At 43.3% G+C, this 14,124-nt stretch carries 14 protein-coding genes; 2 read left to right on the forward strand and 12 right to left on the reverse strand.

The window, feature by feature from the left end:
- The 12 genes from WS40_RS05630 to miaB form a co-directional block, all read right to left on the reverse strand.
- Window positions 1–777 (reverse strand): DivIVA domain-containing protein, encoded by a 777-nt coding sequence (locus WS40_RS05630; RefSeq protein WP_046440860.1) that lies wholly within the window; start codon window positions 775–777, stop codon window positions 1–3.
- Window positions 778–796: 19 nt separating this feature from the next.
- Window positions 797–1,579 (reverse strand): YlmH family RNA-binding protein, encoded by a 783-nt coding sequence (locus tag WS40_RS05635; protein WP_046440862.1) that lies wholly within the window; start codon window positions 1,577–1,579, stop codon window positions 797–799.
- A 2-nt stretch (window positions 1,580–1,581) separates the two neighbouring features.
- Window positions 1,582–2,031, reverse strand: coding sequence for a cell division protein SepF (locus WS40_RS05640; RefSeq protein WP_022287367.1), 450 nt, complete (start codon window positions 2,029–2,031; stop codon window positions 1,582–1,584).
- Between the two features lie 2 nt (window positions 2,032–2,033).
- Window positions 2,034–2,780: a YggS family pyridoxal phosphate-dependent enzyme gene (locus WS40_RS05645; RefSeq protein ID WP_325208441.1), complete on the reverse strand. Its 747-nt coding sequence runs from the start codon at window positions 2,778–2,780 to the stop codon at window positions 2,034–2,036.
- Window positions 2,728–3,963, reverse strand: a complete 1,236-nt coding sequence (locus WS40_RS05650; protein WP_046440864.1) for an HlyD family efflux transporter periplasmic adaptor subunit — start codon at window positions 3,961–3,963, stop codon at window positions 2,728–2,730. Before WS40_RS05650 ends, WS40_RS05645 begins: the two co-directional genes overlap by 53 nt.
- Before the next feature lie 14 nt (window positions 3,964–3,977).
- Window positions 3,978–4,220, reverse strand: coding sequence for an RNA chaperone Hfq (gene hfq / locus WS40_RS05655; protein WP_022287370.1), 243 nt, complete (start codon window positions 4,218–4,220; stop codon window positions 3,978–3,980).
- Window positions 4,221–4,292: 72 nt separating this feature from the next.
- Window positions 4,293–5,237, reverse strand: coding sequence for a tRNA (adenosine(37)-N6)-dimethylallyltransferase MiaA (gene miaA / locus WS40_RS05660; protein ID WP_046440866.1), 945 nt, complete (start codon window positions 5,235–5,237; stop codon window positions 4,293–4,295).
- Between the two features lie 21 nt (window positions 5,238–5,258).
- Window positions 5,259–7,337 carry a DNA mismatch repair endonuclease MutL gene (gene mutL, locus WS40_RS05665; protein WP_046440868.1) on the reverse strand — a complete coding sequence of 693 codons (2,079 nt, stop codon included), beginning with the start codon at window positions 7,335–7,337 and terminating at the stop codon, window positions 5,259–5,261.
- Between the two features lie 14 nt (window positions 7,338–7,351).
- Window positions 7,352–7,705 carry a TIGR04076 family protein gene (locus tag WS40_RS05670; protein WP_046440906.1) on the reverse strand — a complete coding sequence of 118 codons (354 nt, stop codon included), beginning with the start codon at window positions 7,703–7,705 and terminating at the stop codon, window positions 7,352–7,354.
- Window positions 7,706–7,714: 9 nt separating this feature from the next.
- Window positions 7,715–10,330, reverse strand: coding sequence for a DNA mismatch repair protein MutS (mutS, locus tag WS40_RS05675; protein ID WP_022287373.1), 2,616 nt, complete (start codon window positions 10,328–10,330; stop codon window positions 7,715–7,717).
- Window positions 10,331–10,546: 216 nt separating this feature from the next.
- Window positions 10,547–10,957 carry a YlbF family regulator gene (locus tag WS40_RS05680; RefSeq protein WP_022287374.1) on the reverse strand — a complete coding sequence of 137 codons (411 nt, stop codon included), beginning with the start codon at window positions 10,955–10,957 and terminating at the stop codon, window positions 10,547–10,549.
- A gap of 36 nt (window positions 10,958–10,993) precedes the next feature.
- Complete coding sequence (gene miaB, locus WS40_RS05685) at window positions 10,994–12,394, reverse strand: tRNA (N6-isopentenyl adenosine(37)-C2)-methylthiotransferase MiaB (protein WP_046440871.1); 1,401 nt, start codon at window positions 12,392–12,394, stop codon at window positions 10,994–10,996.
- 325 nt (window positions 12,395–12,719) lie between these two features.
- On the opposite strand from miaB, the gene WS40_RS05690 reads away from it, so the two are divergent.
- On the forward strand, window positions 12,720–13,712 hold the full coding sequence (locus tag WS40_RS05690) for a replication protein (protein WP_278642573.1): 993 nt from the start codon (window positions 12,720–12,722) through the stop codon (window positions 13,710–13,712).
- A 17-nt stretch (window positions 13,713–13,729) separates the two neighbouring features.
- Window positions 13,730–13,921 carry a hypothetical protein gene (locus WS40_RS05695; RefSeq protein WP_046440873.1) on the forward strand — a complete coding sequence of 64 codons (192 nt, stop codon included), beginning with the start codon at window positions 13,730–13,732 and terminating at the stop codon, window positions 13,919–13,921.
- Window positions 13,922–14,124 lie beyond the last annotated feature (203 nt).

Below are 14,124 nucleotides of genomic sequence, written 5' to 3' on the forward strand. Positions count from 1 at the left end.
TTAATTATTTTTACCAAATTTAAGCTCAGCAGGAGCTGTCTTTGGTATAACAGGGTCGAAAGAACCAGTGTTAAGTATCTTCTCAACGTGCTCACTATCAGTAACAGGTGCAGATTCAGCCTCAACAGTTTCCTCCGGCTCGGCTGTTTCCTCTGCCTGCTCCTCTGCAGCTTCCTGAGTTTCCTCGACGGTTTCTTCTTCCTCATGCTCCTCTGCTGTATCCTCGGCAGGCTCGGACGCAGGAATTTCCATAATAAGTCTTATCTGCTTATTATAAAGCTGAGTAAGGTCAGCCTTGAACTGAGTTACCTCAGCCTTGAGGTTCTCAAACTTAGCAAGCTCCTCGTCATAAGCGGCTCTTACTTCATTTATCTTCTTTTCTGTTATCTCGGTATTAGTTCTGATAAGCTCAGCGCACTTTTCCTTATGCTCCTTAACTATTCTCTCACACTCAGAGGCACTCTGCTCTGCGAGTCTTACCTGCTCTGTTTTGGCAGACTCGATCATATCGTGAGCCTGAGTTTTGGCCTCATTAAGTATCTTATTTGACTCTTTCTGAGCCACGACAAGAGCCTGCTGGATAGCTTCCTCGTCCTCTCTGTACTCGTTTATCTTCTCAACGAGCTTGATTATCTTAGCTTCGGTATCCTGATTTGCCTTTACGACTTCGGCATAATCCTCGGCTACCTGTCCGAGAAATTCTTTTACGTCTTCTTTTGAATAACCGTTTTTCTCGGTATCAAAAGTTTTTCCTTTAATATTATTTGGATTTAACATACTAGGACCTCCGTGATCTTTACACAAATTTATTTAAAGTTATATGTATTCTGTCTTTTTTAGTTGTGCCGTCAACTGAAAGCAGCTTGAATTTTCCGTATCCTCTCACTGAAAATGTACAGCCCTCTTCAAGAGGTATTTTCGGTGAATTTTTCGGCATATGGTCTATTTCGATGCCAACGTTTTTTATAAGCTGTGCTGACTTTTCTCGTGATATCCTTGCGGCAAGACTTAAGATACAATCTGCACGCATGGAAGCCACAGTACCGCTTATTTCCTGAGTTTTCTGCTCAATATGTATACTGCCGTCATAGCCCTCCCGGAGTTTCACTCCTGCTCTGCCGACCTTCGTCAGGGCGCTTGTAACCTCGCCTGCCACAGAAGAACGCAGGAACACCGCTGACTTTCCCTCTCCCACAAGAATGTCGCCAACGCTGTCTCTTTTTATTCTTAGTCCCATAAGCGAACCTAGGATATCTCTGTGAGTTATTTTATCCTCTTTGCGATACAGCAGTGTAATTGCGGTGATAGGATAATCCTCACTTTCTGCCTCGCCATATTCAGGATAGACGCACAGCATACGCCTTGCGGCGTTTTCATATCCGCCCCAAAGCCTATAATTCTCATATTTCACAGACGCCATGAGTTTTTCGCACAGCAGGCACTGCCTTTCATCGAGAAACGCAGAAAACTTTGTTATATACTTTTCATCAGCCGCCATTATCCAATCGGACACTTTGTCTAACAGACGGATATCGTCCTCAGACAGGTCGGGCAAAAACTGATATTTAGCACGAGCCATTTTTAGAAGCTGTAGCCGTTATTTTCAAGCTCGCTCATAAGGTCAACTCCTGAGAAGCCAACGTTTCTAGGCATGATAGCGAAAGTTTTCTGAGCCATCATCTTGATGTCTGCACCATTTGCATACGCAACGCCTGAGATAAAGTCAAGTATTCTCTTTGCGTCCTCGCTCTTGACAGTTTCCAAGTTGAGAAGAACTGTCTTTCCCTCATTTATATCGCCGCCGATAGACTTGACCTCTGAAAAATCGTTTGGTCTTGCAAGAACTATCTGCAAAGTCGTAGTTTGCTCCATTCTTACCGGACGTGCGTTATTACCATATGCACCTGTGTTCTTTGGTGCTTCGTTGTATTCTGTTTTATTCTCATACACCGGCTGCTGATACATTGCGTCCTCCTGCTCAAGTTCATCTTCGCCTACAAAGAGATTTTTTAATTTCTGCATTGCACCCATTTTTAATCCTCCAAATATTTTCTAGCTCCGAAAAGCTTTGTTCCGATCCTCACCAAATTTGAGCCATGCTTTATGGCAAGCTCATAGTCCCCAGACATTCCCATTGAGAGAATATCCATAGACACGTTTGGTATATCCTGCTCTTTCACCCTCAGGAAAATACCGTGCATTTTCTCAAAAACGTCCTCCCCTGAGCCTACAGGCGGTATTGCCATAAGACCCTTAACAGAAACGTTAGGCAGCTGCGCGGTCTGTCTTACAAGCTCCTCCGCCATTTCAGCGGAAACGCCGCTTTTAGTAGCCTCGTCGCCTATATTTATTTCCACAAGGACGTTCATAGTTTTATTATTCTTCACTGCAAGCCTGCTTATCTCATGGGCAAGCTTCAGGCTATCGACAGACTGTATCAGAGTAACATCATTGATTATATATTTCACCTTATTGGTCTGCAAATGTCCGATAAACTGCACTTCTGCACTTTTATCGTAAGCTTCCTTCTTGGAAAGAAACTCCTGCACCCTGTTTTCGCCCAGCAGCTTAAAGCCCTGAGCTACAGCGAAATTCACCTTTTCAGGCGGCACTGTCTTTGTGACAGCCATTATCCTGACTTCTTCGTCAGGCTTACGCCATTTTGCTTTGGCGTTCTCTACATTATAACATATTTCCTTACAGTTTTCAAGAACCTCCGGAAAATAATTATCCTGAGGTGACAGCGTTGCTGTCTGATCTACTTTGCTGCACATCTTCATCTGATACCACCTCTAACAAAATTTGATCGTAAAGCAGCAGATAATCCTCGTTTGAGGTATTTTCAGAGAGCACATAATCATCGCCCTCATAAATAACATTGATCTTTTTAAAGGTAACGTCCTTGCCGAGTATCACATAAACGCCCTTCTGATCGCCCTGAAAACGTATCGCACTTCTTGGTACTTTAAGACCCTGATACTCGTCGAAGATAAGCTCCGCAGACTGCACTCTTGACTCAACAAGAGCTTCGTCAAGTCTGTCACAGGAAAGCACGACGACCACTTTGTTCTCATCGTCCTCACAAGGCTTAACAGACTCCACCTGAACGTCATAGATGTTTTTTGTGGTACTGAGCGTCATTCTAAGCCATGCGCCCTCTGTTATCCTTTTATCGTTTTCCATGATCCCTGCTATCCTGCATGAATAGTCAGAAAACATTTTGCCAATGGCGTTCGGTGCGTCCTTACTAGGCTGGTCGATGACCTTTTGGATATCCTTGTCAGTGAGCTGGGAAGCGTTCTCCATAGTAAGCTCGCTCTCATAGCCGTCTGCATAGGAAACAAAATAGCCTGTTTCGTCAGCAGTGATCGTTTTTCCTGAGCCTGAGGTCTGTTCCTCCAGCTCCTTGACTTTCGCCTGAAGCTGGCTTATCCTTTCGTCATAGCTCTGCTCGGTCTTTGTGACGATATTATAAATATTCATCACAAGGGACATATCCTCTCTTGTTTTTGCAAACTCAGAGAAATTATCCTGAGAAGAATATGAGAGAAGCTCCTTATATTCCTTATCTATCTTGCTTTTGAGCGTTTCAGGCTGAACATAATTCGTTGTACCAGGATTTTGTGCTCTTTCAAGGGCGGCTATCTCGCTTTCAAGTATCTTTATCTTGTTTTTCGCTGTAACAGCGTCCTCAGAAGAATAAACTGACGCTATGGTATTGCCAACAGATATTTTACTGCCGTCGGAATAGGTATAATCCAAAACTCCGCCGCCGTCATAGTTGACCACCTTTTCATCTCTGATTATAACGCCCTTAAAAGCAATATCCTCATTGATAGTAACAAGCACAGCTTCCTCGGTGTCATGACGCTCTGTAAGTGCACTGTATATCTGACTGCCGATAGTTGTGATTATCAGCACAGAAAGCAGACCGGTAAGTATTTTAACGGTCAGAGAATTCATTTTTTACTGCCCTCTTAAATATCTGAATTGCCTGCGGCGTCAAGAACGTTGATATATCTTGACGGAACGATAGTTGAGATAGCATGCTTATAAACTATGTTCTGCTTGCCCTCGCAATCGAGAACTACAACATAGCTGTCAAAGCCCTTTACAACGCCTTTGAACTGGTAGCCGTTCATAAGGATAAAAGTAGACGCTATCTTGTCTTTTCTGATCTGGTTGAGTATAACGTCCTGAAGATTAAGATTCTTATTCATAAATAACACTCCTAAAAATTTTTACAGCAATGTATTGCTTTTTTACTATAAAATCTTTCAAATTATATTATATCACATAATTTCCGATTTGGCTATAATATTTTTGATATTTTCTATAATTTTTTGAAAACTATCAAATTTATCTGTTTCCACCCACTGAATTCCGTCAACTCGTCTAAACCAAGTAAGCTGTCTTTTGGCATAATGACGGCTTTCCTGTTTGATTTTGTCGAGGCATTCACAAAGCTCAGCTTTGCCTTCAAAATACGGCACGAGCTCCTTATAGCCTATCGCCTGATAAGCTGTAGCAGGGGTAAAGCTGTCATAAAAAACTCTGCACTCCTCTATAAGCCCGTTTTCCACCATTACATCAACACGGTGGTTTATACGGTCATAGAGATACTGTCTGTCGGAAGCTGTAAGACCGATAATGCAGGCGTTATATGGTGACTTCTCACGACGGCTGTTCACCTTATGCTGTGAAAGCGGTATACCTGTAGTTTCAAAGACTTCAAGTCCTCGTATGACCCTTGGCAGGTTGTTCTCATGGACTTTCTCCGCAGTTTCGGGATCGACCTCTCTGAGCCTTTCCCACAAAGCGTGACCACCCAGCGTCTTGGCTTCCTCCTCAAGACGTTTTCTGACTAAGCCGTCCGTTTCGGTATCGTCAAAGATTACGTTGTTCACAAGTGAGCTTATATATAGTCCTGTTCCCCCGCAGAGAATAGGAACTTTGCCACGGCTGTGTATCTCTCTGATACGCTCACCTGCGAGCTTCACATAATCTGCCACGGAAAAAGCCTGCTCAGGCTCGAGAAAATCTATAAGATAATGTGGCACGCCCTGCATTTCCTCTTTGGTAGGCTTTGCAGTGGCGATGCTCAGACCCTTATATATCTGCATAGAGTCTGCGGAAACTATCTCACCGTCATATATCTTTGCAAGCTCCACTGCGCAAGCGGTCTTTCCACTGGCGGTAGGCCCTGCAATGACAAGGAGAGGTATTTTATTTTCCATAGCTTTCGCCTCCTGCATTTTTTATAGAACTCGTCTGAACTGCTTTTCGATATCTCTTTTGGTGAGGGTTATCATAACAGGTCTGCCGTGAGGGCAATATCTGATATTTTCCTGACCGTAAACTGCATTCACGAGCGCCTGCAATTCTATTCCGCTGTTGGTATCGTTCGCCTTTATTGCCGCTTTGCAGGCGATAGAATGGTAGAGGTCGTCAAAAAGCTCTATTTGCGGATTGAGTTTATTCTCGATAAAATTCTTTGCAAGTTCGCTGATTATATCCGCAGGGTTATCGTCACCAAGAATGATAGGCACGCCCTTTACTGCAACAGTTGGCGCAACGTCAGGCTCTATCTCAAAGCCAAGCTGTGACACCTTATCGAGGTTTGCGGTGAGAGCGTCATACTCGTCATAGGAAAGCAACACCATGATAGGCTCTAGGAACATTTGCGTTTCAAGCTGTTCGGCATCGCTTTTTATCCTCTCGAAAATATATCTCTCATGGGCGGCATGCTTATCCATAAGTATCATCTCGTCGCCCACCTGTGCCACAACATAGGTCTTGAAAAGCTCGCCCACCACAACAGGCTTCGGCTTTTCAGGTTCTTTCTCCTCCACGATAACGGAAACAGGCTTTTTCTTTGTGAAGCTTTGAGCGTCGATAAACTTGAAAGCTTCTCCGCTCTGCTCCTCCGGCTCTTCGGGGAGAGGTATCTCGCTTATCGCCTTGTTTATCTCCTCCACTGTCACCTTATGGGGTTTCGGCTCAGGGCCTGAAAGCTCTGTGACAGCTGTTTCTTTCTTTGCAGGCTGTTCAAGGCTTGCAAGGAACATATCGTCACTGCCGCTGAGCTTTTCTTTTTCTTCCTCAGTTATGCTCCTGCTCTCGACTGTTTTAAGCGTTGGTGCAGGCTTTTGATAGCTGTACGAATTATCGTACACTTTATCCGCCTGCGGTATCGGTGCAGGCGTTTCAGTCTTTTGAACGGCAGGCTTTTGACTATTATCCTCCATGGCGAATTTAAGCTGAACGCTGTTATCTTTTTTAGGTATATCAAAAAGCTCTCTGTCGGTGAAATTACGCTTGTTTTCAAGGTGCATCTCATTAGGTCTGTCATTCTTCATAAGGGAATTTTTCACCGCAAAGAACACAGCCTCGTGCATAAGCTTTTCGTCTGAAAAACGCACTTCTATTTTAGTAGGGTGGACATTCACATCTATGGTATTCGGTGGGATATCGATATAAAGCACACAAGCCGGGAATTTTCCCGTCATAAGAAGATTTCTGTAGGCTTCTTCAAGTGCCGCCGCACAAGCCCTTGATTTCACATATCTTTTGTTCACAAAGAAATTCTGAAAACGTCTGTTAGGCTTTGCAGACAGTGGCTTGACGGTGAAACCTGTTATGTGCATACCCTGCCATGTATAGTCAACTTCAAGCATGGAGTTTGCAAAATCTCTGCCATAAACTGAATAAACTGCGGAATATATCTTGCCGTCCCCTGCTGTCAATATCTCAACTTTATTATCCCTGATGAACTTGAATGATATCTCAGGGTGTGAAAGGGTAAGCTTTGTAACAAGGTCTGCGGCAAAATTGCCCTCTGAAACGTCCTTTTTCAGAAACTTTAGTCTTGCAGGAACATTATAGAAAATATCCCTCACAACGAATGTTGTGCCGTCAGGACAGCCGCACTCCTCGCAGGTCTTTTCCACTGCGCCCTCGATAACATAATGCGTGCCGTAATCCTCCTCAGGACGTTTCGTGAGCACGTCCACTTTTGATACGGCACAGATAGAAGCAAGTGCTTCACCTCTGAAGCCGAGGGTCATAATACTGTCAAGGTCATTTTTTACTGATATCTTACTTGTTGCATGACGAAGAAAGGCTATAGGCAGATCATCTTTTGAGATACCCTTGCCGTTATCCGTCACTCTTATATAGGTGCGGCCGCCGTTTTTTATCTCAACTGTTATGACGTTCGCACCTGCGTCTATTGCGTTTTCAAGAAGCTCCTTTATTATTGAAGCAGGTCTGTCTATTACCTCGCCTGCCGCAATAAGCTCGGAAACTTCCTTGCTCAGAACTTTTATTTCTGACATTTTTCTATCCTTTTCTATGGCTCTTTCCAAAAGCCGCCTGTATGAAAATTCTCCTTGCCTGTCGGCTTTGCTGTCAAGCGGAACATGACACAGCCGTCAGGACAAACGATAGTTTTTGTATATTTGCTGTCGCCGCCTATCTTAGTGAGATCTCCTCCGCTGCGGACAGCTTCCATAATGGGATAAAGCATCATCATTATTTTACTGCAAATGCCATAGCCGTTCTTATTCACAGGACAGCCATAGGTGCAGAAATATTTATCCCCTATCTCCTCGCCGTTTCGGCAATATCTTTCGGTATGGTCGCCACGGAGAAAGCCCGTGACCTCTATTTCAAACTCGTACTCCTCGTCATACCACTTTTTCATAACGCTCACCTAAACATATTTCAGCAAGTCTTTCACAAAATCTCTAAGCTCGCTGTCGGTCATTTCGTCTATGTTGGTTTTTCTAAGTCTGTCGGTAACGATGCTGTCGCTTATTTTGTCAAAGGATATCTGGTCGCTTTCTATCTGCTGAGCGGCAAGTCTTGCCTTTTTGTTTTCCGCTTCAAGCTGTTCGAGAAGCTCTTTGGCTCTGTTTATTATCTTGTTTGGCAGACCCGCAAGCTTTGCAACTTCTATGCCGTAGCTTTCGTCAACTCCGCCCGGAACTATCTTTCTAAGGAACTTGATACTATCCCCCTGACGCTTTACTGCGACAGAGAAATTTCTAACGCCGTCAAGCTCTTTTTCAAGGCTGATAAGCTCATGATAGTGTGTTGCAAACAGGGTCTTGCAACCCATTGATCTGTTGGTGGAGATATACTCCGACACTGCCCTTGCAATGGAGATTCCGTCAAAGGTTGAAGTACCTCTGCCCACCTCGTCGAGGATAACAAGGCTGTTCTTGGTGGCGTGCTTTACGATATCTGCAACCTCGCTCATTTCCACCATGAAGGTAGACTGACCTGCGGTGAGATCATCAGACGCACCTATTCTTGTGAAAATCTGGTCGACCACAGATATTTTTGCATAGTCTGCAGGCACAAAACAGCCTATCTGCGCCATAAGTGTGATAAGAGCAACCTGACGCATATAAGTTGATTTACCTGACATATTCGGACCTGTGATGACAGCCATTCTGTTGCTTGTAAGATCAAGATATGTATCGTTAGGCACGAACACCTCGTCTTTCTGCATAAGCTCAACAACGGGGTGTCTGCCGTTTTTGATATCAATAATGCCGTCAATGGCTATTTCAGGCTTTGTATAGTTATTGTTCACCGCCGCAGTTGCAAACGAGCAAAGCACGTCTATCTGCGCCACTGCTGTGGCAGTTTCCTGCACAAGTCTAAGCTGTGTGGCTGCAAAATCTCTTATCTCCGCAAATATTTCCTGCTCAAGAGTAACTATCTTATCGCTTGCACCGAGGATAGTGTTCTCTGCGACTTTAAGCTCGTCCGTGATAAAACGCTCGCAGTTGGCAAGGGTCTGTTTTCTTATATAGTTGTCAGGCACAAGGTCATAGTAAGACTTTGTTACCTCGATATAATATCCGAAAACTCGGTTATAGCCTATCTTCAGATTTTTGATACCCGTTTTTTCTCTTTCACGCTCCGCGATATCATCAATTATACCCTTGCCTCCTGAGATTATATTTCTCAGTCCGTCAAGCTGTTCGTTGAAGCCGTCTTTGATAACGTTGCCGTCCTTGACATTAACAGGCGGTTCGTCAACAATGGCGTTCTCAACAAGGTTTGAGATAGCTTCAAGGGTGGATATTTTATTGTTGCAGTTTGCAAGAAGCTTTGAATCAAAACCTTTGAGAAGCTCCTTTATCTCAGGGAGTTTAAGTGCTGTCAGCGACAATGATTTAAGATCTCTAGGGGTAGCGGTCTTATACATTACCCTTGTCATGAGTCTTTCAAGGTCATAGACTCCTCCCAGTATCTCTTTTAGCTCTCCAAGTTCAACAGGCTTCATTGTGAGCTGTTCAACAGCGTCAAGTCTGTCGATTATCTTTGCAGGATTGACAAGTGGCTGTTCAAGGAAGGATTTTAGCATACGCTTGCCCATGGAAGTTTTGGTATGGTCAAGCACCCATAGGAGCGAGCCTTTTTTCTCTTTATTTCTGAGAGTTTCTGTAAGCTCCAGATTTCTTCTTGCAGTGAAGCCGATAGTCATGATAGGGTCGGCGTCATGCTTTATTATCTCGGAAAATCTGCCCACCAGTGCTTTCTGTGTATCGTGTATGTATGCAAAAAGTCCGCACACTGCAAATGCTGCAACTGTGTCAGGCTTAACGCCGATAGATTCAAGGCTGTTTGTGGAAAACTGTTTCAGCACCTCTTCTGTATGTATCTCAGGGGAAAAATCGTTCTCCTCCAAAAGCTGAACGCTGGTCTTGAGCTTTTCTCTTATGAAGCTTGAAAGCTCTTTATTTGAAAGAAAAGCGTCATTTATAAGAATCTCCGCAGGGGAAAATCTCGACAGCTCATTTATAGCCGAGCTTGTCATTTCCTTGCCCTCGAACTCAAACAGATGCACCTCGCCTGTGGAAATATCCGCAAGGCACAATGCGCTTTCCTTGGCTCTCATATAAAATGCACAGATATAGTTGTTGGACGTTTCATCAAGCATACTGCTTTCTATAAGCGTACCGGGGGTGACTACTCTTATGACCTCTCTCGGCACTATACCCTTGCACATTGCAGGGTCCATGGTCTGCTCGCAGATAGCCACGTTGTAGCCTTTTTCAATAAGCTTTTTCAGATAAACGTCGCAGGCGTGGTGAGGCACACCGCACATAGGCGCTCTTTCCTCTAGTCCGCAGTCACGGCCTGTCAAAGTAAGTTCAAGCTCTCTTGACGCAATGATAGCGTCATCAAAGAACATTTCATAAAAATCTCCCAGTCTGTAGAACAGTATATGGTTTTTATATTTGTTCTTTACTTCAAAATACTGCTTCATCATTGGTGACAGCTTTGAAAAATCTATATCTTTGGTTTCCACTCAAACTCACTCCGTTTCATATATTTATCATACCGCAATATTCTCATGCTTTCAAAATGCGGGCGAACACTGTTCGCCCCTACTTGTTTTTTCGATACGAACACTTTTGGTGTCATATCGCCATAGAAATTATCCGCCCCAGTCCGAAGGTATCTTCAGATTCGGGCAGACGGGGGATAAGCTCCCCCTGACTGTTATTCGTTTTTTGATACTGTCTTAGTGACAGCCGCCGCATGATGCGCAGCTTCCTGAACAGCTATGAGGAGCTTCCTCCGGGCAAGTCATTGGGTCTTCGCCGTTTGCAGCCATTGAGATGATATAGTTTACAGAGCCGAGAAGCTTATCCATAACTTCTTTAGCTTCGTTAAATGCGATCATCTTAGGCATAGCCATGATCTCGTCATAAAGCTCTCTGATCTGAGTGTCAAGTGCTGTCATCTTCTCGCCGTCCTTATCAGGCTTCTGCATCTCAACGCTGAGCTGTGAACGGAGCTGATTGAACTCGCCTATTTTGTTCTGTATCTCAACATCTGTATCATTGATAGAACAAGCCTCCATATAAGCCTTGTATCTCTCGTCTTCCTGAATAGCCTGTCCAAGCTTTCTTGTCATTTCAATTACATCCATGGTAATTCTCCTTTAAATATTATTCAGCTTTCGCTGTTATTTATCTTCAACAAGCTCGCCTCTCAAAGCCCAGTTCATTGCTTTTGTTATGCGAACCTGAATGAATTTACCGATATATTTTTTATCCGCTTTCACCTCGACGATCATATCCTCGTCGCTCTTGCCTGTGAGATAATCAGCGCCAGTTCTGCCCTCGCCTGTTGGCAGCACGGTTACAGTTCTTCCCACAAATCTTGAAAGCCACGCTGTTGACACCTCTCTCTGCTCCAAAAGCAGTTCTCTCAGCCACAGACCCTTCTGCTTGTCTGAGATGTGATCCTCCATTTCGGCAGCCTTTGTGCCGCTTCGTCTTGAATACACAAAAGAATAGATATTATCGTACTTTACCTTTTTGATAAGCTCCTTAGTTTCGCAGAACTCCTCGTATGTTTCACTTGGGAAGCCTACGATAAGGTCTGTTGTGAATGAAAACTCAGGGTCTTTGCTTCTGGCATAGTCGATTATTTTCAGATAATCCGCCGTGGTATAGCGGCGATTCATAAGCTTTAGTATCCTGTCTGAGCCTGCCTGCACAGGAAGATGCAAATGCTTGCACACCTTTTTGCATTCAAGTATAGCGTCAATAAGCTCATGGCTTGCGTCCTTTGGGTGGCTTGACATAAATCTTATGCGAAAATCGCCCTCTATCTTGTCAAGCTCTCTCAAAAGCTCAGGAAAACCATAACTGTATGAATTAACGTTCTGACCAAGCAATGTTATTTCCTTATAGCCGTTTTTCACAAGAGCTTTTACCTCTGCGATAACGGACTCAGGCTTTCTGCTGCGTTCTCTGCCCCTGACGTAAGGCACTATGCAATAGGTGCAGAAATTGTTGCAGCCATACATGATAGGCACGAACGCTCTTATCTTATCGTCACGGAGTTGCAAGAAGTCCTCGTTTATGTCAACATGATTTTCTGACAGATTGAAAATCCTGTCATGCTTTGATATTATCTCCCACAGCATATTGTACATATCGTTGTATGCAAAAGTTCCGAAAACAAGATCCACCTGACGGTAGGTCTTTTTTATCTTCTCGGCAACGTGCTTCTGCTGAGCCATACAGCCGCAGATACCTATAATAAGCTCGGGATTGTTTTCTTTGAGATGTTTAAGGTCGCCAAGCTTGCCGAACACCTTGTCCTCGGCATTTTCTCTTACCGCACAGGTATTATACAATATAAGCTGAGCCTCGTTCACGTCAGATGTGAAGTCATAGCCCACCTTTGAGAGCATACCTTTTATTTTCTCACCGTCGCTGACGTTCTGCTGACAGCCGTATGAATGGATAAGGGCAAGTGGCTTGTGACCGCAAGTTCTTTCGTATTCACCAGACCATTGGAGCAGCTTCTGCGGAGCGGTTTCCTCATTTATTATTTCCGAAAAATTCTCAGTCATTGATATCCTCATTTCATTTCGTACATTCCTTTTAATTATAAATCTTTTAAGGCTTCTTGTCAAGCGTTTTGGGAGCGAAGAGCCAAACAGATTGTAGGTTTACAATAGTTGTGTTACGAAACGTATCACATCTTTTTTTTATGCCTAAATCTTGAAAAATCGGAAGTAGGTATGCAGGGGGTAAAGGTTAGTATTACCCTTTACCCCCTGTCGCACAAGCGCACAAGCAGGCAGTAAGGCAAGTAAACACGCCGTTTACGGCTGTGCGGTCATATGCAATAACAATCGCACACGCACAAATATAATCGCACAGAGGTGAAAAATAATGCCGAAACAATCTTGTAATTGGTGTTTTACAATAAATAATCCGTCAAAGGTCAAGACCTGTGGAGAAAAGGATAAATTTAAAGACCTCACGTTTGATACTGATGAAAAGGTGATAAAATTCATTATGCAGTATGAGGAAGTAAACTATTACGTCTTTCAGCGTGAACGAGGTCACAACGAGAATACCGAACATATTCAAGGCTTTATCCAATTTAAAAACCGCAAGCGTGGTACAACCTTGCAGAATATGTTTCCACCACAGTTTTTTCACGGAGAGTTCGCCAACGGCACAGCACAGCAAGCAAGTGACTATTGCAAGAAGTCAGATACTCGCATTGGCGAGGTTCATGAGTGGGGCGAACTGCGTGTAACAAAAGGCGGTAAGCAACTTACAAATGAGGATATCCTACAACGTATAAAAGAAGGTGCTGACGATATCCGACTTCTTGAAGAATTTCCGCAACTTTGGAATCAAATTGACCGCCTGCAAAAAGTCCGTGATTTATACGTCTTTGATAAATGGCGAAATGTGTTCCGTGATGTTCAGGTCACATATATCTGTGGACAATCGGGAACAGGTAAAACAAGAAGTGTTATGGAGCAATACGGCTATGATAAAGTTTATCGTATCACCGACTACAAACACCCTTTTGACAGTTACCACGGGCAGGACGTTATTGTCTTTGAGGAGTTCAGAAACAGCCTGCCTATTGATAATATGCTTAACTACCTTGACGGTTACCCTCTTGAACTTCCTGCAAGATATATGAATAGGATAGCTTGTTTTACAAAGGTGTACATCATATCAAATTGGAATTTTGAAGAACAGTACACCGCTATTCAGCACAAGTATTATGAAACGTGGAACGCCTTTGTTAGACGTATTGACAAGATTGTTACATATAAAGACGGCATGATTTTTGAGGAAATTGACCTCAAATCATATAAATTGAAGTATAATCTTGATAAAGATGAAAACTTACAACCATAACGAAAGGACGAATGAAAATGAAAAACTATGACAATCCGAAAATGTTCCGTTATGAGGCAGACAGCCTTGAAAGGTTTGTGCTTTCCCACCAATTCCTTAAGCCGTATCTTGACAGCTATAATATTCATATGGCTAAGTATTTTCTTAGCGGTGAATATGAGTGCAGGAAAAAGGCTCTTTATTTCAAAAAGAAAATACAATCGTGCTAGTTGTACAATGTGTACAAAAAAACACCCTACAAAAATATAAACATACGAAAAATCTTGATTTGTATTGACATTTCGCGTGATGTGTGTTAATATCTAAGCATAGCAAAGAGTACAAATAATTGTACAGTAAATGAAAGGAGTGTACGTTTATGTACATAATCAAAGGTTTTAAGAAAAACTCTGGAACGCTTAAAAACGGCAAG

Origin of the sequence: Ruminococcus sp. N15.MGS-57, assembly GCF_000980385.1 — a bacterium.
Classification (GTDB): domain Bacteria; phylum Bacillota; class Clostridia; order Oscillospirales; family Ruminococcaceae; genus Hominimerdicola; species Hominimerdicola aceti.